Here is a 20,461-nt window from a genome sequence, read left to right on the forward strand (position 1 = left end):
CACCTACAAACAAGCAATCCCACAACTCCTTGAACCCCATCACTGATTGGCCCCGACCTTCACCCACGAAGGAAACCACTGCGGTAGAACCACAACCGCAGGGGGTTCCAAGCTTTGGGGGTCCTACCGATGATGCACCGTCATACCGCCGTGCTGCTGTCTGCCGTCATCACCAGTGCCGTAGTTGTTCCCGCACTTGCGCAAACCACGATCAAGGCACCTGTTGCCAACAACGAACAGGTGCTGGACATGCAACTGAAAATGGAAGAAGCACGCATGCTGCCCTTGCGGGCGATGTACGCACGCTACTTCCAGCAAGCATATCGCCGCTATCCCGGCATCCCGCGCGGCACGCTGGAGTCGCTGGCGTTCGTGCAAAGCCGCTGGTCGCCATTGCAACCCGATGCACCCGACCAGGATCAAGCGCATCTGCGCATGCCACCCGCGTGGGGCGTGATGGGGTTGTATGCCGGTGGCGGCTTCGAGGACCAGGTTGGCGAAGCCGCCAAGCTGCTTGGCGTATCCACAACTGCCGTGCGCAACGACGCGGCAACCAATATCCTCGCGGCCGCTGCGTTGTTGGATGCACAGATCCGTCTGGACCATCCCGACGCCGGCACTGGCAGCGCGCCGGCACCTGAAGCCATCCGTCCCGCACTGATGCGCTACGCGGGCTATGCGCCCCGCGGCAGCAGCCTGGCTGCACGCAGCGCCGTCGACGACTACGCGCGCACCAGCTTTGCCTACGATGTGCTGCTGGCGCAGGATCGCGGGGTCAATGATCGCGGCATCGTCGTACCCGAGCATGCCATCGCCTGGGAGCTGGCCTTCGACGCGCCGCAGCTGGTGACATTGCGCGCACCAATGGTGCGCCTGGATGTGAGCAGGGACCGCGTCGAGACCGACGCGTTCCGTATCGACCCAATCAGCGAAACCCTGCAGGCAGGCAGCGCTGCCGCCAGAGACGCTGCCGTCAGCCCTGCGCTGGATGCCAGCATCCAGAGCACCGACTATGGCCCTGCGATCTGGAGCGCCGCCTCAACCTCCAACTACGCGGCATCGCGCTCCGCAGCGATCAGTGCAGTGACCATCCACACCACGCAGGGCAGCTACGCCGGCACCATCTCCTGGTTCAAGAATGCCTCCGCGCAGGTGAGCGCGCACTATGTCATCCGTTCCTCCGATGGCCAGGTGACACAGATGGTCCGCAACGCCGATACCGCCTGGCACGTCGGCAGCCAGAACAGCTATACCTTGGGCATCGAGCATGAGGGCTATGTCGATAACAGCTCCTGGTACACCAATGCCATGTATGACGCTTCGGCAGCACTGGTCCGCAACTTCTGCGCCACGTATAGCGCGATCAGCTGCGCCAGTGCGTATAGCGGGGCATCCAGCAGCGGTATCAATGTGTTGCCCACCAGCGTCAAGATCAAGGGCCACCAGCATTACAGCGGCCAGACGCACACCGACCCCGGCATCAACTGGAACTGGTCGAAGTACTACGGCCTGTTGAATCCCGGCAGCGGTGGCGGTACGGGCACCATCACCTGGCTGGATCGCTTCGAGAGCAGCGTTGGTCATTTCGATACCAGCCCCAGCTATTCGGGAAGCACCTTTGGCATCAGCACCGCGTCCACGGCTACGCGTGATTGCGCCACGCAGAAGAACGGCAGCTGCTCACTGCGCGTGTTGCTGAAGGACAACACCGCAAGCACCACCGATTGGGCAGTGCGCTTGTTGTCGGGTAGCGGTGCACCTGCCAGCAACACCGCATTGACACGTGCCAATGCGGTTGTTGGCTTCTGGGTGTGGAGTGGCGGCACCGGAACCACGGTTGGCATCGGCATCGACGATAGCGATGGCACCGAGATATCAACCAGCAAGGCCGTCGCAGCCAACACCTGGACGTATGTATCGTGGGCCTTGAGCGATGCGGCGCAGTGGAATGCATGGGTAAACGGCAATGGCGCCATCACCGGCAGCAGTGTCACGCTGGATGCGATCTGGCTGTATCACGCCAATACCGCGTATGACCTCAACGTGTATATCGATGATGTGCAGGTAGCGAATTGATCATTGCCCAGGTGCTGCTGTTTTAGCCCTTCTCGGGTTGGGATGAGGGGCTTTTGATCCTGCTGGTAAGGCCCCTGCCGAGCATGGCTCGGCACTACAGGTGCCCGCCGGCCTTGCTTTGGCTTTGGCTTTAGCCCTTCTCCCGCTTGCGGGAGAAGGGTTGGGATGAGGGGGAGCTTTTGATCTCGCTGGTAAGGCCCCTGCCGAGCATGGCTCGGCACTACAGTCCCCTGTCTACTTGCGGGCGGTGAAGATTGGGGTCAGGTAGTCGGTGCTGCCGTCGATCCGCTCCAACGTCGGGTAACGCAGGCCGCCGTGGTAGTCGATGCTCAGCGTGCGGTACACGTCCACTTCCTTCACCAATAGACGCACTGGCTGCTTGCTGGTCTTGGCTGCACGTACCGCTTCTTCCAGCTCGTCGGCGCTGTACTGCAGATCGTTCACTGCCAGTACCTGCATGCCCGTACCAACACCTGCATTGAACGCGGCACTGTCCCAGCGCACTTCGTTGACGTAGCCGGCCGGGCTCAAGGAAACGCCCAGCGAGTAGATGAAGTTGGCACCGCGACCCTTCATCGTCGACTTGAAGTAGGCGCTGGGCTTGTCCTTGTAGACCAGCTTCCAGCCAGCCGCTTCGATGCCGCCGACCAGACCGGTCTTGCGTTCGAGACGATCACGCAGGAACTGCGACCAGTCGCCGGTTGGCTGCACCTGCTCCAGGGTCGCGGCAACATCGTCGTAGGTGTAGGTGTCCGGGCGTTCCCATTGGCCATCATTCTGGCCGAAGAAGGCCTTGGCGAAATCATCCAGGCTGCGCTTGCCGCCACTGAGCGTGCGCAGGCGCACGTCGGCTTCCAGCCACAGCATCTGCCCGCCCTGGTAATAGTCCTCGCTCATCTGGTAGCCGCGATACGGCTTGGGTTTGCGACGGGCGATCACTGGATCATTGGTGGTATCGCCCAGCGAGCGCCATTCCAGACCGGGGCGGTTATCCGCATAGGTCGCCGCAACCATCGCCAGCGCATCACGGGAAGCATCCAGCGGACGGATGCCAGCGCGCGCGGTCAGCACATTGCCCCAGTACTGGGTCTGCCCTTCGTAGACCCACAGCAGGCTGCCTTGCATCGGCACGTTGTAGTTCAGCGTGGCCAGATCGGCCGGGCGACGGTACTTGCCATCCCAGGAATGGGTGTACTCATGGCCAAGCAGATCACTACTGCCGACCTTGGCATCCCAACCGCTGAAGTAATCGCGGTCTTCGCTGTTCTCGCTGGAACGCTGGTGCTCCAGGCCGATGCCACCGAGTTGGTTGGTCACGGCGAACAGGAAGTCGTAGTGATCGTAGTGCTCGGCGCCGAACAGCTTGCGTGCCTGCGTCACCAGCGCGCGGTGCTGCTCGATGTGCTCGGGCTTGGCTTCCAGATCCTTTGCGCGGTCGGCAAACACGTTCAAACGCACCGGGCGGGTACCGGCCGGGGCCAGATCGAACATGCGGTGGTAGCGGCCGGCGAACACCGGCGAGTCGACCAGGATTTCCAGATTGGTCGGCGCATAGTTGACGGTGTCGCCGCTGCGGCTGGCCACCGTCAACGCGCTGGCTGCGTCCCAGCCCTGCGGGTAACGCGCACTGGCCTGATACGTGATGGCATGCGCGGCGTGACCGGCCGGGTACAGCAGCATCGCGTTCCACTGCAGGTTGAGCATGTTCGGCGTCATCACCGTGCGGCCCTGCGCCGAATCGGTGGGGCTGAGGAACTGGAAGTCCATGCGCAGCTCATTGACGCCTTCGGGCACCTGCACATTGAAGGTGTAGACATCGAGCGGGTCGCGTACCCATTGCAGGCGCTGGCCATTGGCGTTGATCACCAGCCCGGCCAGCTTTTCGATCTGGCCACTGGGCGAATGGCTGCCCGGCAACCAGGCCGGGTAATGGAAGCGCTGCAGGCCCGGCTGCACCGGCACCGTCTGCCGCACTTTGAACACGCGCTGGCCAAGATCGGTGGCGTCGACCTCGAGGCGGATGGTGCCCGGATACGCGGCCTCGCTGATCTTCACCCCGCGTGCGTCCACGTCAGCCACCGCCGGCGCCGCATTGGCCAAACCCATGGCGGCCATCAGGGCCAACCCCAGTACTGCAGGACGGAACACATGCATCACCAACCTCTCGCTTGTCTGAGAGGGCCATGATGCGGCAAGCCTGCGCTGCATGACACGGGCCGATGGTCATCAACACCTCAGCGGTAGTGCCGAGCCATGCTCGGCAAGGCGCTCCATGCACCAACCCAAAAAGCACCGGCTAGCCCCGATTTGTAGGAGCGGCGTCAGCCGCGAAGCCACGAATGTTGGCAGGGCTGGCATTCGTGGCAATTGCTGTTGGCCGGGTTGGATTTTGCTGTCTGCTGCTTCGGTGGGGGCAGTGGCTCCGCGGCTGACGCCGCTCCTACAAAACAGCCATCACGTCCTTACGAATATCTCGACCCGCCGATTCAACTGCCTGCCGCTGGGGCTGTCCTTGCCATTGACCTCATTCGGCGCAACCGGCTGCGATTCGCCGTAGCCATGTGCGGCCGCGTCGGTGGCACTGCCACGCTGGCGCAATGCTGCCAGCACCGCCTGTGCACGGCGCTCGGACAGATCCTGGTTGTAGTCATCACTGCCCTTGGAGTCAGTATGGCCGCGGACCTCCATCGCGCTCGATGGCACCTTGCCCAGCGCCGTCGCCAGCACATCCAACACCTTGCCAGCATCAGGACGGATCACGTCCTTGTCGAAGTCGAACAACACCTTGTCGTTGAGGGTGATCACGTAGCCGCACGGCGCACCGGACGGCTTGAATTTATCCAGCAGCGGGAACTTCCCTGCAGGCGGCAACGGCGGCAGTGGCGCCATCTTCACTTCACGCGGGACCGCGCCGATGGTGCCGGTGCCGTCACCGCGATTTTCAACGATGCCTTCAGGACCACCGATCCACTTGCCAGAGCCGTCGGCATTGATCTCGATGTTGCCGTCGCCGCCAACCCAGCTGCCCGAGCCATCGCCGTGGTTCTCGATGCTGCCGAAGCCACCTACCCAGCTGCCGGCACCCTTGCCATCCAGCTCGATATTGCCGTGCGCGCCCACATAGGTGCCGGAGCCATCGGCATTCACTTCAAAGGTGCCTGCCTCGTTGACCACGCTGCCGCTGCCATCCGGCTTTACTTCCACCACACCATCGCCCGTCACCGCCTGGCCGCTGCCATCGGCACCGATGTTGAACACGCCGTGGCCGCCGACGCGCTCCAGGTTTCCTTGTGCATCGACGTTGGTGAAGCCGCTTTCATTGACCAGGCCACCATCGGTGGCGCAGTTGGCCGGGCGCACACTGATGCCGGCGACCGGATCGATCAGTGATTGCATCGACAGCTCCAGCCGCTTCTGCGCTGGGCCGCTGCCGATGATGCTGGGCACCATGATGGTCGGTATCACCGGGAACTCGATGCTGCCTGCAGTCAGCACTTCCGTGCTGGACGATGCCGGCGCTGCGGCCGCCGCAGGCGCAGATTCCGGTGCTGCAGCAGTTTGATCGGCAGGTGCATCGCGCCCGCAGGCGGCGACAAGAACGCTGAGACAAGCCAGTGACACAGCAGCAACACGCATGCAGCAACTCCGTTTGTGCGAGAGCAGGCATTGTTGCCAAGGCGCCGTTCAATTTCCGTGACCAGCGCACCGCCTCAGGTGCTTCGCTCAGGATTCATCCAGCGCAGCGAAGGACGCCGCAAGGTGGTCGATGAACAAACGCACTGACGGCAATAAGCCGCGCCTGGAAGGAAACACCGCGTGGATGATTTCCTTCGGTGGCGCCCAGTCCGGGGCGACATTGACCAGCTCTCCGGCCTCCAGCGCATCGCGCACGATCATCGTCGGCAACTGCGCCACGCCAACGCCGGCCAATGCCGCGGCACGCAACGCCACCATGCCGCGGGTGATCAAACGCGGATGATGCGGCACTTCGGCGGTCGCGCCATCCGGGCCGATCAAGCGCCAGACATGCTCACCCTGCGGCACACCCAAGGCGACGCTGGGCAATAGATGCAGATCCGCCGGGCCATGCGAATGGCCATGCGTTTCGAGCAAAGAGGGGGCCGCCACCAGGCATTGGGTGCGCTCGGCCAAAACCTTCAACACCAGTTCGCTGTCTTCCAACGGCGGCGGACGCACGCGGATGGCCACATCGACACCTTCAGCGATGACATCGACGCGGCGGTTGGTGGCATCCAGGTGCACTTCCACATCCGGGCAGTGCGCCATGAACTCGGCCACCATCGCCGCCACCCGGAAATCCAGCAGCATGGTCGGGCAGCTGACCCGCACCACGCCGCGCGGCTGCGAGCGGGTCAGCTCGATGGATTCGGCCGCGGCCTCGGCCTCCACCAGCATCGCCCGGCAATGCGCGTAGAAGGTCTGGCCAACCTCGGTGACCGAGAAGTGGCGGGTGGAACGCTGGATCAGGCGCACGCCCAACCGTTCCTCCAGCAGGGCGATACGCCGGCTCAGCTTGGACTTGGGCTCGCCCAGCGCGCGCCCGGCCGGGGCAAAGCCGCCGTGCTCGACCACCTTGGCAAAGTAGTACAGGTCGTTCAGGTCCTGCATTGCAGCTCCAGCGTTCACCAAATAGGACTATCAGACCACTTTTTGCCGTCTACCGGCGTGATCGTCCCAAATCTAATCTTTGCTCCAACGCCGGCGCACCCCGCGCCGCCCGAGGAGCAGACAGATGAAGAAGATCAGTGGCCTGTACAGCGCGCCCCGCCCGCATTGGGTCGGTGATGGCTTCCCGGTCCGTTCGTTGTTTTCGTACAACACCCACGGCCGCCAGCTCAGCCCCTTCCTGCTGCTGGACCACGCCGGCCCGGCCGAGTTCAGCCCCACCACCAGCCCACGCGGCGTTGGTCAGCATCCGCACCGTGGTTTCGAGACCGTCACCATCGTCTATGAAGGCGAGGTGGCACACCGCGATTCCACCGGCGCAGGCGGCGAGATCGGCCCGGGTGACGTGCAGTGGATGACCGCTGCCTCCGGCATCCTGCATGAGGAGTTCCACTCCGAAGCCTTCACCCAGCGCGGTGGCAAGCTGGAGATGGTGCAGCTGTGGGTCAACCTGCCGGCCAAGGACAAGATGTCGGCACCGGGCTACCAGAACATCAGCAACGCCGACATTCCGGTGGTGCCGCTGGCCGATGACGCAGGCAAGGTGCGGGTGATCGCCGGTGAATTCGGCGGTCAGCGTGGCCCGGCCCATACGCATACGCCGATGGACGTGTGGGACCTGCGCCTGTCGCGTGACAAGCACACCACGCTGCAGTTCGCCGAAGGCCACACCGTGGCGATGGTGATCCTGCACGGCACTGTGTTGCTCAACGGCAGCCAGCTCGCCCGCGAAGGCCAGCTGGTGCTGTTCGACCGTGCTGCCGGTGAGGTGGAACTGGAAGCCAACGCCGACGCCACCGTGCTGGTGCTTGCCGGTGAGCCGATCGATGAGCCCATCGCCGGCTACGGCCCGTTCGTGATGAACACGCAGGAAGAAATCCGCCAGGCGATGGATGACTTCAACTCCGGCCGCTTCGGCCAGATCGCAGCGTAATCCGCCGATGACCGGGTTTAACCACCCGGTCATCTTTCTCTCGCGCTGGCGTTACCCCGTCGGCGCGACCCTGCCCCTCCCAGTGATGAGACAGCCATGTATACCTTCCCGCAAGTTGCCAACTTCAACGGCGCAAAACCCGTCATCGACCCGAACAACGTCGCGATGCTGTTGATCGATCACCAGAGCGGCCTGTTCCAGACCGTGCACGATATGCCGTTCACCACCTTGCGCAGGCTGGCCTCGACGCTGGCCAAACTGGCATCGCTGGCGAAGATCCCGGTGATCACCACCGCCTCGGTGCCGCAAGGCCCGAATGGCCCGCTGATTCCGGAGATCCACCAGAACGCACCGCATGCGAAATACGTGGCGCGCAAAGGTGAAATCAACGCCTGGGACAACCCGGACTTCGTGAAGGCAGTGAAGGACACCGGCAAAAAGCAGTTGATCATCGCCGGCACCATCACCAGCGTGTGCATGGCATTCCCGTCGATCGCAGCGGTGGCCGATGGCTACCAGGTGTTCGCGGTGATTGATGCCTCCGGTACCTACTCCAAGCAGGCGCAGGAAATCACCTTGGCGCGGATGATGCAGGCCGGTGTCGTCGTCATCGACGTGGCCGCGGTCGCCTCGGAACTGCAGAAGACCTGGAACCGCGAAGACGCCGCCGAATGGGCGCAGGCATATACCAACATCTTCCCCAACTACCAGTTGCTGATCGAGAGCTACAGCAAGGCGCAGGAAGTGGTGACCAACCACGAGCAGCTCGATTCGCAGCGCAGCTGAGCCCGGTCGCGAGTTGGCTCCGCTGCAACGGCAGGGCGGAGCCAACATCGCAACCGAACGTGCAACGGTCCACGCCGCCGGGAGTTCCCATGTCCGAGCTGTTCATCAATGTTGTTCTTTACGCCAAGCAGGGCCGCGAGCAACAGCTGCACGACGCACTGAAGGTCGTCGTCGATGCATCGCGCAAGGAAGAAGGCGCGCTGCGCTATGACCTGTATCGCGACCAGGCGGACCCACGCCGCTTCATCTTCGTCGAGCACTGGGCCAGCCATGAGCTGCGCGAAAAGCACCATCACCACGGTCCACACATCAAGTACTTCGAAACGCACCACGCCGACGCCGTCGAGCGCACGGAAGCGGCGTACTTCATGGACCCCGTCGAGTAAGCCCCCCGTTTACCCCGCCGCGATATGCGGCGCGATGCCCAAGCGCGTGCTGCGCCTTCAGCACCCCAGAAAGGAACCTCGCCATGACCAGTGAAACCAAGCGTGACCCCAAACGTGACGACCTGCTGACCCCGGAAAACGCGGCACTGATCGTCATCGACTACCAGCCGGTACAGGTGAACTCCATCGCCTCGATGGATCGCCAGCTGTTGGTCAACAACATCGTCGGCGTGGCCAAGGCCGGCAAGGTCTACGGCCTGCCGATCGTGCACTCCACGGTCAACGTGAAGACCGGCCTGAACCACCCGCCGATCCCGCAATTGCGCCGTGTGCTGAAGGATGAGCCCACCTACGACCGCACCACCATCAACTCCTGGGAGGACGTGGAGTTCCGCAAAGCCGTGGAAGCCACCGGCCGCAAGAAGCTGATCATGACCGCACTGTGGACCGAGGCCTGCCTCACCTTCCCGGCGCTGGACGCACTGCGCGAAGGCTATGAGGTGTATGTACCGGTGGACGCCGTGGGCGGCACCTCGCTGGCCGCGCACGATGCGGCATTGCGCCGCATCGAGCAGGCCGGCGGCAAGCTGATCAGCGTGCCGCAGCTGTTCTGCGAACTGCAGCGCGACTGGAACCGCGCCGACACCGCCAAGCAGTTCATGGAGCTGTTCATCAGCACCGGCGGTACCGCCGGCATCCAGTTCTCCTACGACGCTGCCGAGTAAGCAGATAGCCCCCTCCCTCTCCGGCAAACGGAGAGGGAGGGGTAACGTGGCTGCGCCCAGGCCATCAGCAGGCATCGCGCCGGTTGCGACCTCCTGCATGAATACGCAGGCACTATCCGAAGGTCCAGTTCCACCCATCACCGCTGCCGCGCTACCGTCGCCCGGTTGTTTCCCCACGGTACCCGCCCCATGCAGCCCACTACCCAAGACACCGCCTCGGCGCGCTTCGCGATCCGCTGTGCGAATTTCGCCGAACGCTGGTTCCCCGATTCGTGGGTGTTCGCCGCCCTCGCCCTGGCCGCGGTCTCGCTGGCCGCGCTGTCCATTGGCGCCGCGCCTACCGACACCGCCAAGGCCTTCGGTGACGGCTTCTGGAGCCTGATCCCCTTCACCATGCAGATGGCCTTCGTGGTGATCGGTGGCTATGTGGTGGCGTCTTCCGGCCCGGCCTCGCGCTTGATCGACCGACTGGCGCGCGTGCCAAAGAACGGCCGCAGCGCAGTCGCCCTGGTCGCCATCGTGTCGATGACCGCATCGTTGTTGAACTGGGGCCTGAGCCTGGTGTTCGCCGGCCTGCTGGTGCGCGCCCTGGCCCGCCGCAGTGAATTGAAGATGGATTACCGCGCCGCCGGTGCCGCGGCGTATCTCGGCCTGGGTGCGGTTTGGGCCTTGGGGCTGTCCTCATCGGCCGCGCAGCTTCAGGCCAACCCGGCCAGCCTGCCGCCGTCGATCCTGTCGATCACCGGCGTCATTCCCTTCACCGAAACCATTTTCCTTTGGCAGTCCGGCGTATTGCTGGCCGCATTGGTGGTGGTATCGCTGATCATTGCCTACGTCACCGCACCGGCCGCCAATTCCGCGCGCGATGCCGCTGATTGCGGCGTCGATGTCACCGCCGATGCCGCCCCGGCCAAGGCCAAGCCCACCCGCCCCGGCGAATGGCTGGAGCACAGCCCGCTGCTGATCCTGCTGCTGGTTGCGCTGGCCGCTGGCTGGTTGATCCACGAGTTCAGCACCAAGCCTGCGATCCAGGCGATCTCCGGTTTGAACACCTACAACCTGCTGTTCCTGATGGCTGGTGCGTTGCTGCATTGGCGCCCGCGCAGTTTCCTCGATGCGGTCTCACGCGCAGTGCCCTCGACCACCGGCGTGCTGATCCAGTTCCCGCTGTACGGCTCCATCGCCGCCATCATGACCACGGTCAACGGCAGCGAAGGCCATAGCGTGGCCCACATCATCTCCACCTTCTTTACCCAGATCGCCAGCCACGACACCTACGCGCTGCTGATGGGCAGCTACTCGGCGGTGCTGGGCTTCTTCATCCCCTCCGGCGGTGGCAAGTGGATCATCGAAGCGCCCTACGTGATGCAGGTAGCCAACGACCTGCACTACCACCTCGGCTGGTCGGTACAGATCTACAACGCCGCCGAAGCCCTGCCCAACCTGATCAACCCGTTCTACATGCTGCCGCTGCTCGGCGTACTCGGCCTGAAGGCCCGTGACCTGATCGGCTTCACCTTCGTGCAGCTGCTGGTGCACACCCCGCTGGTGCTGCTGCTGTTGTGGGCATTGGGCGCGACGCTGGCGTATACACCGCCCGTAATGCCCTGATCGATTGCTGCAACGATTGAAATCAGAACGCCACGCATTGCGTGGCGTTCTGATTTCTGCACCCTGTAGTGCCGAGCCGTGCTCGGCAGGAGCTTTCCAAGCAATCAAAGCGACAACCGCACAGGCGCTTCAACAATGTAACCACAGCGCCGAAGTCAGCTGAATATCACCTTGGTGCCATCAATCTTCAATGTGCCCGCCTTCTTCAGACCCACGATCAGCGCATCAACCTCCTGAGTATTGATCTGATTCTGAAAATTGGACGCGATGTGTTTCTTCAACGCCGCCAGAGTTCCAGGCTTACCACTTGTCATCTTGGCCAACAGCGCCTTCATTCGAGCGAGCTTTTCTGCCGCTGTCATCGCCTTCGCCTGTACAGCCTTCTTGGCCACGGCAACCGCAGGCTTCTTGGCGGGCGGTTGGGCTTTTTCAACTACAACCGTCACTTTCTTCGCATTCGCTTTTTCAGCGGCCTTTGACGCAGACACCACAGGCTTGTCGGCGAGTACGGGCTTGAACAGCGGCATATCACCAACCGCTGCCGATCGGCAGGCAAGAATCTTCTTCGTCTTCAGATGCAGTACCAGAGGATCGAATCCGGTGCCCTTGGAGATGATGTGGAAGAACCCACGTGGGTCGACTGTCGCCAACTGTCCGATATGGAAGGCGATATGGAAATCCAAGGCATTGGAACCATTGCCAGATATCCGCACATAGTCGGCGCGCTCGCGCATGACCTGCATCTGGATTGCCAGTTCTGACGACAGTTTGGTCTGCGCGGCACCAACGAATACCCAGAGACGGACGTCCTCTCGATCAAGCAGATTCAGATCGGTCGGCTGGACGTTCTCGTGATCGACCAACACGTAGTTGATGCGCCGGTTCTCTATCGGCACCAGCGTCGCAATAGTTTCAGCTTGCATTCCCTGCAGTCCCCCTGAAGCCCCTTCTGGATATTCGCCCAGCAGCGTGCGTTTGCCAAACGGCGCCCTGGAACTGAACAAATTCAGCTCGCTGGCGCCTGCGCCGCGACAACGCAACTGCCAATGACCTACAGCCCATGGCATCCCCACCAGTAACTGCCACGATTCCCCAGCCACCACCCATCAGGAACCGGCCATGCTGTCAGCTGCGCTACGCGTGTTTGTTGTGGGAATGCTCTGCGTCGCCGGCAACGCCGTGGCGGCGCCACCGGACGCGGCCACCCTGCAGGCCATCGAGGCGACCGCCTACGACTACATGGACGGCCAGCTGGAAGGCGATGTCGCACGGGTGACGCGTGCGCTGCATCCAGACCTGGCCAAGCGCAATCTCGTTGCCAATCCGAATGAAACCCTGGGGCTGGGCCGGATGAGCTCGGATGAGCTGATCCGCTTCACCCGCGAGGGCGCGCTGAAGACGCCGCGCGAGCAGTGGCAGCGCACGGTGACGGTGCTGCAGGTGGACGAGGACATTGCCACGGTGCGGCTGGAGAGCCCTTGGTTCATCGATCACTTGCAGATGGGGCTGTTTGATGGGCGCTGGGTGATCGTCAATGCGTTGTGGCATCGGAAGGTGCGGGGTGGTTGAGTGGGTGATTTGGCGTTTTGGTCTACGTGCCAGAAGCTTCCCCCACCCCAACCCCTCCCCCGCAAGCGGGAGAGGGGCTTTGCTTCGTTTTGTTTTTTTCTTGAACTGACACTGAACGGAGCCGCCAAACCCCGTTATCGTATGCGGCTTCCAACCGTTGCCCGCCGCGCCAGCCATGAGCCAGACCGAAGTCGTGCATTCCACTTCCGAACACGGTGCCTGCGAGAACTGCCGCACGCCATTGCAGGGCCACTACTGCCATGGCTGCGGGCAGTCGGCGCATAACCCGCTGAAGAACTTCGGGCATGCAGTCGAAGAGGTGTTCGAATCGTTCTGGCATCTGGATGGGCGCATTTTCCGCACCCTGCGCGATCTGCTGGTACCGGGCCGGATCGCCGTCAACTTCCTAAAGGGTCAGCGCGTCGGCTATGTGCAGCCGCTGCGGCTGTTCGTGATCCTCACCCTGTTCACCTTCTTCGTCGGCAAACTGACCCTGCACAGCGACGACTTCGGCACCGGCAGCAACGCCGATCCGGCCTTCGCCAAGGCGGAGACCGTAGCCGAGGTGGAAGCGGTGCGCGCCGCCCAGGTGGCGCAGATCGAGCAACAGCAGAAGACAAATCCTGCGGCGGCGCCAGCACTTGCCATTGCCATGGCAGCGATCAACACCTCAGCGGCGCAGCGCAGCGCGGAACTCGAAGCAAACGCGCAGCCATCCGCACGCAGCGCTACCGACTCGGCGCTGGCGCGTGCTGACGAGGCTGCCGAGCGTGTCAGTGCGGAGAAAAAAGCCGTCTTCATCAATGTCCCGATCAACGGCAAACCCTGGGACCCTGAAACCAATCCCGTCGTGCTCGCTGGCTGGCCGAAGTTCGTCAGCAACTGGCTCAATCGGCGCCTGGCCAATGGCCAAGCCAACGTCGAACGCATGGGTAGCAAGACCGATCTGTATGTGCAGGCCATCCTGACTTCACTGCCCGGTGCGCTGTTCTTCCTGATGCCGATCTTCGCGCTGGTGTTGCGCGTGGCTTACACCATGCGACGGCCGATGGGTTACCTCGAACACCTTGTGGTGGCGCTATACAGCCACTGCTGGCTGATGCTGGTGCTGTTGACCACCTTCCTCATCGCCGGTATCAGCGGTGCAATCGGCAATGCGGTGGTCAGCTCGATTTGTGCCTGGCTGTATGTGCTGTTGTGGCTTGCTGTGCCGGTATATCTGTTCTGGATGCAGCAGCGCGTGTATGGCGGCAACCCGATCCTGACCCTGCTGCGCTACAGCTTCATCGGTTTCATCTATTTCTTCCTGGTCACCTTCGTGGTGATGTACGCGGTGCTGGCCGGCGTGTCGGCTTGAACCCGGCCTAGGCCTGCGTTGCCTGCATCCATCCCTTGCGTGCAGCGGCGGGATGGAAGCTCCAGGCAACAAAGCGGCTCTGTTTGTTGCCCTGTGCCATCGCCACCTCGCGCACCTCGGCCACGCCAACTTTTGCCAGCTGCTTGTGGATATCGGCCAGATGCTCGCTCTTGGCCACCAGCGAGCTGAACCACAGCACCTGATTCTGGATATCCGAGCTCTCACGGATCATCCGCCGCAGGAATGAGGCCTCACCACCGGTGCACCACAGCTCGTTGGCCTGGCCGCCGAAGTTGAGCGCTGGTGCCTTGCTGCTGCGTGCTTGCGCGCCACCGAGATTGCGCAGCTTGCGCTGGCTACCCTGTGCCGCCTCCTTGGCCGAGGCATGGAATGGCGGGTTGCACAGGGTCAGATGGAAACGCTCATCGGCCTGCAGCAGGCCGGCAAACAGATTGCCGCGTGCATGCTGTTGGCGCAGTTCGATGAGATGACCGAGACCATTGGCCTGCACATTGGCATTGGCGGCCTGCAGCGCATCCGCATCGATATCGCTGCCAAGGAAACGCCAGCCGTATTCGGCCTGGCCCAACAAGGGATAGATGCAGTTGGCTCCGATACCAATGTCCAGCGCGCGCACCGTGGGGCCGCGTGGGATCACGCCGTTGTTGTCTGCAGCCAGCAGATCGGCCAGACCGTGCAGGTAATCCACCCGGCCCGGCACCGGCGGGCACAGGTAGCCATCCGGGATATCCCAATGCGGGATACCGTAGTCGCTGGCGAGCAGCGCGCGGTTGAGTTCGCGCACGGCAGCCGGGTTGCTGAAATCGATGCTGTCGGTGCCAGCCGGGGTGCGGATCAGGTGCGCGCGCAAAGCGGGATTCGCCGCAACCAGACGCACCAGGTCATAACGGCCTTGATGGCGGTTGCGGGGATGCAGCAGCGCTGCCGGTGCAGAATTGGGCTTGGCGCGTGGGCGTTGAGACGAAGAAGTCATGTGCTTATTGGATGCCAAGCGCGACACGCGGAGGCTCTCGTTGTTTGTGGGAGCGGCGTCAGCCGCGATGCACGTACATCATCAGATGGCACACGCTGCCTGCGCTTCAACAACCTCGGCTTCGCGGCTGACGCCGCTCCCACAAGGTGGGATGCGGGCACCGCCAGCTGCAACAGCCTTCTACAGCTCCAAACCCTGCACGTTCTGCAGCAACTGCGCGCCCTGTTCACCCACGCGCAGGGCCAAGGCCGCGGCAATCGCCGCATGCGCATCAGCCAGCACTTCGGCTTCGTTGCGGCTGGCGTCGATGACCTGCTTGTTGGGCAGCTCCAGCTGCTGGAAGATCAGCCGGCAACGCTCAAGGTTCTGCGCGGTCTCGAAGTGGTTGGGCTTGTCGCCACGGGCGCGGATGCGCTCCAGCCCCTGCTCCGGCTGCAGGTCCAGCAACAGCAGCAGGTTCGGGCGTGGCGCGAAATCGTTGGCCTGCAGCATCTCGTCCAGCGGCAGGCCGGCGGCGCCCTGGTAGGCGACCATCGACGGGAAGTAGCGGTCGAGAATGACGACTTCGCCACGGGCCAGGGCCGGGACGATGACCTCTTCCACGTGCTGGCGGCGGTCGTGCAGCAGGTATTCCACCTCCTGCTCCGGGCTCAGCCGGCCGGTGGCGGCGGTAGCGCGCAGGCGCGTGCCCCACGGGCCATTGGTCGGTTCCTTGCCCAGTACCACCTGTGCCCCTGCAGCGCGCAGGTGCTGGGCCAGTGTATGAGCAAGCGTGGTCTTGCCGGCGCCATCAATGCCTTCGATGGCAATGAGCAGGCCGCCGGGAATCTGTTGGTTATCCATGGGCGCTACTTTAATCGGAACCGGCCGATATCGCGCGGCTTGACGTCGCTGCAGCCCGGCCAACCGCCACGCGGGGAACAGCCCACACTCAGCGCGCGGGCGCGGTGCAACCGTTGACCGCACAGTACTCAGCCGCCCGCTTCTGCTCGTCCTCGGTCAGTTCCGGCGGTGGCCGGGCGATGGCGGACTGGATCTGGTCGGGGCCGCCGGTCAGCTTGTTCAGACCTTGCCCAGCCTTCATCAGGCCGTAGCCGATGCCCATCATCAGGTAACCGCCACTCATGCCAACCTGTTCGGGCGTGGGCGGTTCGCTCCAGTTCTTGCTGAAGCGGTTGGGCGCGGCCTGGACCGGGTTCTTGAAGCGATACAGGTCCAGCGGCTCGTCGTCTTCGGGCTTGATGGCACGCACTTCGCCCAGGGTGGTGACGTTGCCTTGCACCGGCACCTCCACGACATCGCTCGGATCGGCTTGCGCGTTGTCGGCACGTTCCGGTTCGACTACCACGGCCCCGGGAGGCGCGGCAGCCGTGCTTGCCGGCACTGCTTGCTGTGTCTGTGCCACTCCCGCCAGCATCATGCCGGCCAACAATGTGCTCCATTTTGCCGGTAATGCCACAGCCACCCACCCTGCCTGTTGCGCGTCGCCTGCAGCATACGCAGGCAGTCCTTCACATTTTGTTGGAACACCGCGGTCCGTTCAGCATGTCGTAATCCCAATGGGTCTCACGGCGTGAGACACCGATATGCTTCCATGACACTCTTTGATCGGCAGTTGCGTGCATGGCGTTCTCCCTCGCTCCCCGCACCGAAGCCAGCGAACGGGCGCTGGCAACCACCGATGGCCTGCCATCGCGTGACGGTTCGCTGCTCGGCCAGCGTCTGGCCCGGCGCTACAAGGACCGGGTCACCGGCAGCTTCACCATCCCCGGCCGCGAAGGCAGCTATGCGCCGATTCCCGATGACGTGCCTGATGCGCTGAAAGCCGCATTGAAGGCGCGCGGCATAGAGCAGCTGTACTCGCATCAGGGCGAGGCTTGGGACGCCACCCAGCGCGGCGAGCATGTCGCCATCGTCACCCCCACCGCCTCCGGCAAGTCGCTGTGCTACACGCTGCCGGTGGTAAGCGCGGCGATGCAGGGCAATGCCAAGGCGCTGTACCTGTTCCCGACCAAGGCGCTGGCGCAGGATCAGGTGGCCGAGCTGCTGGAGCTCAACCGGGCCGGTGATCTGGGCGTCAAGGCGTTCACCTTCGACGGTGACACGCCCGGCGATGCACGGCAGGCGATCCGCCTGCATGGCGACATCGTGGTCAGCAACCCGGACATGCTGCATCAGGCGATCCTGCCGCATCACACCAAGTGGGCGCAGTTCTTCGAGAACCTGCGCTATGTGGTGATCGACGAGATCCACACCTATCGCGGTGTGTTCGGCAGCCATGTCACCAATGTGATCCGCCGGCTCAAGCGCATCTGCGCGTTCTATGGCGTGCAACCGCAGTTCATCCTGTGCTCGGCCACCATCGGCAACCCGCATGCGCATGCCGAGGCACTGGTGGAAGAGAAGGTGCATGCGATCACCGAATCCGGCGCACCGACCGGGCCCAGGCACGTGCTGCTGTGGAACCCGCCGGTGATCAACCCGGATCTTGGCCTGCGCGCCTCGGCGCGCTCGCAGGCCAACCGCATCGCCCGCATCGCGATCAAGAGTGGCTTGAAGACGCTGGTGTTCGCACAGACGCGTTTGATGGTGGAGGTGCTGACCAAGTACCTGAAGGACATCTTCGACAACGACCCGCGCAAGCCGGCACGCATCCGCGCCTATCGCGGCGGCTACCTGCCGACCGAGCGCCGCGAGGTGGAGCGGGCCATGCGTGCCGGCAACATCGACGGAATCGTCAGCACCTCGGCGCTGGAGCTGGGCGTGGATATCGGCGCGCTCGACGTGGTCATCCTCAACGGCTACCCCGGCAGCGTTGCGGCGACGTGGCAGCGCTTCGGCCGCGCCGGTCGTCGCCAACAGGCAGCGCTGGGCGTGATGGTCGCCAGCAGCCAGCCGCTGGATCAGTACGTGGTGCGGCATCCGGATTTCTTTGCCAACGCGACGCCGGAGCACGCACGCATTTCGCCCGACCAGCCGCTGATCCTGTTCGACCACATCCGCTGCGCCGCCTTCGAGCTGCCCTTCCTGGCCGGTGAACCGTTCGGGCCGATCGATCCGCTGGTGTTCCTGCAGGCGCTGGCCGAGACCGAAGTGGTGCACCAGGAAGGCGACCGCTGGGAGTGGATCGCCGACAGCTATCCCGCCAATGCGGTGAGCCTGCGCGCCGTTGCCGACGGCAACTTCGTGGTGGTTGACCGCAGCGACGGCAAGCAGCAGATCATCGCCGAGGTGGATTATTCCGCTGCCGCGTTGACCCTGTACGAAGGCGCCATCCACATGGTGCAGAGCACGCCGTACCAGGTGGAGCGGCTGGACTGGGATGGACGCAAGGCGTACGTCACCCGCACGCATGTGGATTACTACACCGACAGCATCGACTACACCAAACTCAAGGTGCTGGACCGCTTTGACGGCGATGGTGCCGGCCGCGGTGATTCGCATCACGGCGAAGTACATGTGGTACGACGCGTCGCCGGCTACAAGAAGATCCGCTACTACACGCACGAGAACATCGGCTACGGCCCGGTCAACCTGCCCGATCAGGAGCTGCACACCACCTCGGTGTGGTGGCAGCTGCCGCAGGCCACGCTGCTGCGCAGCTTCGCGCAGAAGCAGGATGCGCTGGATGGTTTCCTCGGCGCCGCCTATGCGCTGCACATCGTCGCCACCGTCGCGGTAATGGCCGATGCGCGTGATCTGCAGAAGGCGGTTGGCAATGGCGACGGCGCTTGGTTTGCGGTGGCCGATCAGACTGGCCGTGGTCAGCTACGTGGCAATGAAGCTGGTGAAGCCACGGTGGAACTGATGCAAAGTTTCGTGCCAACGGTGTACCTGTACGACAACTTCCCCGGTGGTGTGGGCCTGAGCGAACCGCTGTGGCAACGCCAGGGCGAACTGGTGCAGCGCGCGTTGGAGCTGGTGGAGCGTTGCGACTGCAATGCCGGTTGCCCGGCTTGCGTTGGCCCGGTATTGGCTGCACAGGAAGAAGAAAAAGGCCCGACGCCACGCTCATTGGCGCTGACCGTGTTGTCGCTGCTCTCGGCCGAGCGTTGCGATCAAGTGCCAACGATCGTCATGGACGAGGCACTCGACCTGCTGCCATGAGCATCAGCCTGGACAAACTGAAAGCCCTGCGTAAACAGGCGGGGCTGGCGACGGCACCGCCTGCGGGGCCCGCAGCTGTTGTAGGAGCGGCGTCAGCCGCGAAGCCACCAATGGTGGACGCTGCAGCAGTGCCTGTTGCTCCAGATACATCGGGTTCTTCGTCGGCTGCGGAAGCTGTATCGGCTTCGCGGCTTACGCCGCTCCTACAACAACAGCCGAAGCAGGAATCGTCGGTATTCGGCTGGGTCGATCAGATCCAGCACAAACCCGCCGTTCCGCAGGACGGCGCTGCATTGCGACGCTTGTTGGCAACACGCAACCGCGCCATCGCACCGACACAGCCAGTCGAACGCGGTCCGGTTGATCGCGATCTGCCCGGCACCGAAATCGCGCCCGGCCTGCACCTGATCGAAGCCTTCATCCCGCAAGCGATTCCCAGCACTCCTTTGTCACTGGCTTTCAGCAAGCGTCCCGAAGAATCAGTCGCGCCACAGGACCTGTTGTTCTTTGATACCGAAACCACCGGCCTTGCCGGTGGCACCGGCACCCGCGCCTTCATGATCGGCGCCGCCGACTGGCATCACGATGCAGCGCGCGGCGAAGGCCTGCGCGTGCGCCAGTTGTTGATGTCGACGATGGGCGCGGAGAGCACGATGCTGGAATTGTTCGCGAGCTGGTTGTCACCAAGCACCGTGCTTTCCAGCTACAACGGCCGCTGCTACGACGCACCGCTGTTGAAGACGCGTTACCGTTTGGCGCGGCGTGGTGATCCGATTTCCGCGCTGGATCATGTTGATCTGCTGTTCCCTACTCGCCGTCGCTATCGCGGCACTTGGGAAAACTGTCGCTTGGCGACCATCGAACGGCAGTTGCTGCTGATCGCGCGCGAGGATGACTTGCCGGGTTCGGAAGCGCCTGCGGCGTGGTTGAGTTATCTGCGTGGCGGCAGCGCGCGCAATCTGCGTCGTGTTGGTGAACACAATCACCAGGACGTGGTGACGTTGGCGCTGCTGTTCCTGCGCCTGGTACAGGCGGAAGCGGATGAGCGGGCGGAATTGGCGCTGGAGGCTGAGGGCTGAGTTTCAATTGCTCGTCAGACGTTGCTTGAAGCGCTTACCCCTCCCCAACCCTCCCCTTGGCTGCGCCAAAGGGAGGGAGCAGAGCTTGGCCCCCTCCCTTTCGCCGTAGGCGAAGGGGAGGGCTGGGGAGGGGTGCTTTTGCTGTAGCTCT

Annotated in this window: 16 protein-coding genes and 1 pseudogene; 10 read left to right on the top strand and 7 right to left on the bottom strand. The window is 63.3% G+C overall.

Translation table 11 applies throughout. The features are described from left to right. Window positions 1-129 precede the first annotated feature (129 nt). A complete protein-coding gene (locus tag ACVOLS_RS02260) occupies window positions 130-2,076 on the top strand; it encodes an N-acetylmuramoyl-L-alanine amidase (RefSeq protein ID WP_481544291.1) in 1,947 nt (648 codons plus the stop codon). A gap of 234 nt (window positions 2,077-2,310) precedes the next feature. Here the strand turns inward: ACVOLS_RS02260 and ACVOLS_RS02265 are convergent, their stop codons facing one another. From ACVOLS_RS02265 to ACVOLS_RS02275, 3 genes are all read right to left on the bottom strand, one after another. Then, the gene (locus ACVOLS_RS02265) at window positions 2,311-4,230 is read right to left on the bottom strand and encodes a M61 family metallopeptidase (protein ID WP_481544292.1); all 1,920 of its coding nucleotides are present in this window, start codon (window positions 4,228-4,230) and stop codon (window positions 2,311-2,313) included. Window positions 4,231-4,530: 300 nt separating this feature from the next. After that, on the bottom strand, window positions 4,531-5,712 hold the full coding sequence (locus ACVOLS_RS02270) for an OmpA family protein (protein WP_481544293.1): 1,182 nt from the start codon (window positions 5,710-5,712) through the stop codon (window positions 4,531-4,533). 87 nt (window positions 5,713-5,799) lie between these two features. Then, entirely contained in the window at window positions 5,800-6,705 is a 906-nt protein-coding gene (locus ACVOLS_RS02275; protein WP_481544294.1) for a LysR family transcriptional regulator, read from the bottom strand. Window positions 6,706-6,829: 124 nt separating this feature from the next. On the opposite strand from ACVOLS_RS02275, the gene ACVOLS_RS02280 reads away from it, so the two are divergent. From ACVOLS_RS02280 to ACVOLS_RS02300, 5 genes are all read left to right on the top strand, one after another. After that, a complete protein-coding gene (locus ACVOLS_RS02280) occupies window positions 6,830-7,696 on the top strand; it encodes a pirin family protein (RefSeq protein WP_481544295.1) in 867 nt (288 codons plus the stop codon). 96 nt (window positions 7,697-7,792) lie between these two features. After that, a complete protein-coding gene (locus ACVOLS_RS02285) occupies window positions 7,793-8,482 on the top strand; it encodes an isochorismatase family protein (RefSeq protein ID WP_481544296.1) in 690 nt (229 codons plus the stop codon). Between the two features lie 89 nt (window positions 8,483-8,571). Continuing rightward, on the top strand, window positions 8,572-8,868 hold the full coding sequence (locus ACVOLS_RS02290) for a putative quinol monooxygenase (protein WP_481544297.1): 297 nt from the start codon (window positions 8,572-8,574) through the stop codon (window positions 8,866-8,868). An 83-nt stretch (window positions 8,869-8,951) separates the two neighbouring features. Further along, window positions 8,952-9,593 (top strand): hydrolase, encoded by a 642-nt coding sequence (locus tag ACVOLS_RS02295; RefSeq protein WP_481544298.1) that lies wholly within the window; start codon window positions 8,952-8,954, stop codon window positions 9,591-9,593. A 189-nt stretch (window positions 9,594-9,782) separates the two neighbouring features. Next, entirely contained in the window at window positions 9,783-11,204 is a 1,422-nt protein-coding gene (locus ACVOLS_RS02300) for a short-chain fatty acid transporter (RefSeq protein WP_481544299.1), read from the top strand. Between the two features lie 155 nt (window positions 11,205-11,359). Here ACVOLS_RS02300 and ACVOLS_RS02305 read toward each other — a convergent pair whose 3' ends face one another. Beyond that, window positions 11,360-12,271: a PIN domain-containing protein gene (locus ACVOLS_RS02305; protein WP_481544319.1), complete on the bottom strand. Its 912-nt coding sequence runs from the start codon at window positions 12,269-12,271 to the stop codon at window positions 11,360-11,362. A gap of 52 nt (window positions 12,272-12,323) precedes the next feature. On the opposite strand from ACVOLS_RS02305, the gene ACVOLS_RS02310 reads away from it, so the two are divergent. Together ACVOLS_RS02310 and ACVOLS_RS02315 are read left to right on the top strand one after the other, a co-directional pair. Continuing rightward, window positions 12,324-12,773 (top strand): nuclear transport factor 2 family protein, encoded by a 450-nt coding sequence (locus tag ACVOLS_RS02310; protein WP_481544300.1) that lies wholly within the window; start codon window positions 12,324-12,326, stop codon window positions 12,771-12,773. Window positions 12,774-12,948: 175 nt separating this feature from the next. After that, window positions 12,949-14,130 (top strand): DUF3667 domain-containing protein, encoded by a 1,182-nt coding sequence (locus tag ACVOLS_RS02315; RefSeq protein WP_481544301.1) that lies wholly within the window; start codon window positions 12,949-12,951, stop codon window positions 14,128-14,130. A 7-nt stretch (window positions 14,131-14,137) separates the two neighbouring features. Here the strand turns inward: ACVOLS_RS02315 and rlmF are convergent, their stop codons facing one another. The 3 genes from rlmF to ACVOLS_RS02330 all read right to left on the bottom strand — a co-directional run bounded on the left by rlmF (window position 14,138) and on the right by ACVOLS_RS02330 (window position 16,544). Then, the gene (gene rlmF / locus ACVOLS_RS02320; protein ID WP_481544302.1) at window positions 14,138-15,124 is read right to left on the bottom strand and encodes a 23S rRNA (adenine(1618)-N(6))-methyltransferase RlmF; all 987 of its coding nucleotides are present in this window, start codon (window positions 15,122-15,124) and stop codon (window positions 14,138-14,140) included. Window positions 15,125-15,304: 180 nt separating this feature from the next. Continuing rightward, on the bottom strand, window positions 15,305-15,967 hold the full coding sequence (tmk, locus tag ACVOLS_RS02325) for a dTMP kinase (protein ID WP_481544303.1): 663 nt from the start codon (window positions 15,965-15,967) through the stop codon (window positions 15,305-15,307). 88 nt (window positions 15,968-16,055) lie between these two features. Continuing rightward, window positions 16,056-16,544, bottom strand: a complete 489-nt coding sequence (locus tag ACVOLS_RS02330) for a hypothetical protein (protein WP_481544320.1) — start codon at window positions 16,542-16,544, stop codon at window positions 16,056-16,058. Window positions 16,545-16,747: 203 nt separating this feature from the next. Between ACVOLS_RS02330 and ACVOLS_RS02335 the strand changes: the two genes are divergently transcribed. Beyond that, window positions 16,748-19,231, top strand: coding sequence for a DEAD/DEAH box helicase (locus ACVOLS_RS02335; RefSeq protein ID WP_481544304.1), 2,484 nt, complete (start codon window positions 16,748-16,750; stop codon window positions 19,229-19,231). Continuing rightward, window positions 19,126-20,310, top strand: a pseudogene (locus tag ACVOLS_RS02340) (ribonuclease H-like domain-containing protein); the annotation flags it as partial. The gene ACVOLS_RS02335 and the pseudogene ACVOLS_RS02340, both read left to right, overlap by 106 nt. Window positions 20,311-20,461 lie beyond the last annotated feature (151 nt).

Source organism: Stenotrophomonas sp. STEN038 (assembly GCF_056759895.1).

Bases quoted from the DNA above. Each gene is read 5' to 3' on its own strand.
- ACVOLS_RS02260 (WP_481544291.1), top strand. From the start codon at position 130: ATGATGCACCGTCATACCGCCGTGCTGCTGTCTGCCGTCATCACCAGT.
- ACVOLS_RS02265 (WP_481544292.1), bottom strand. From the start codon at position 4,230: ATGCATGTGTTCCGTCCTGCAGTACTGGGGTTGGCCCTGATGGCCGCC.
- ACVOLS_RS02270 (WP_481544293.1), bottom strand. From the start codon at position 5,712: ATGCGTGTTGCTGCTGTGTCACTGGCTTGTCTCAGCGTTCTTGTCGCC.
- ACVOLS_RS02275 (WP_481544294.1), bottom strand. From the start codon at position 6,705: ATGCAGGACCTGAACGACCTGTACTACTTTGCCAAGGTGGTCGAGCAC.
- ACVOLS_RS02280 (WP_481544295.1), top strand. From the start codon at position 6,830: ATGAAGAAGATCAGTGGCCTGTACAGCGCGCCCCGCCCGCATTGGGTC.
- ACVOLS_RS02285 (WP_481544296.1), top strand. From the start codon at position 7,793: ATGTATACCTTCCCGCAAGTTGCCAACTTCAACGGCGCAAAACCCGTC.
- ACVOLS_RS02290 (WP_481544297.1), top strand. From the start codon at position 8,572: ATGTCCGAGCTGTTCATCAATGTTGTTCTTTACGCCAAGCAGGGCCGC.
- ACVOLS_RS02295 (WP_481544298.1), top strand. From the start codon at position 8,952: ATGACCAGTGAAACCAAGCGTGACCCCAAACGTGACGACCTGCTGACC.
- ACVOLS_RS02300 (WP_481544299.1), top strand. From the start codon at position 9,783: ATGCAGCCCACTACCCAAGACACCGCCTCGGCGCGCTTCGCGATCCGC.
- ACVOLS_RS02305 (WP_481544319.1), bottom strand. From the start codon at position 12,271: ATGCCATGGGCTGTAGGTCATTGGCAGTTGCGTTGTCGCGGCGCAGGC.
- ACVOLS_RS02310 (WP_481544300.1), top strand. From the start codon at position 12,324: ATGCTGTCAGCTGCGCTACGCGTGTTTGTTGTGGGAATGCTCTGCGTC.
- ACVOLS_RS02315 (WP_481544301.1), top strand. From the start codon at position 12,949: ATGAGCCAGACCGAAGTCGTGCATTCCACTTCCGAACACGGTGCCTGC.
- rlmF (WP_481544302.1), bottom strand. From the start codon at position 15,124: ATGACTTCTTCGTCTCAACGCCCACGCGCCAAGCCCAATTCTGCACCG.
- tmk (WP_481544303.1), bottom strand. From the start codon at position 15,967: ATGGATAACCAACAGATTCCCGGCGGCCTGCTCATTGCCATCGAAGGC.
- ACVOLS_RS02330 (WP_481544320.1), bottom strand. From the start codon at position 16,544: ATGATGCTGGCGGGAGTGGCACAGACACAGCAAGCAGTGCCGGCAAGC.
- ACVOLS_RS02335 (WP_481544304.1), top strand. From the start codon at position 16,748: ATGGCGTTCTCCCTCGCTCCCCGCACCGAAGCCAGCGAACGGGCGCTG.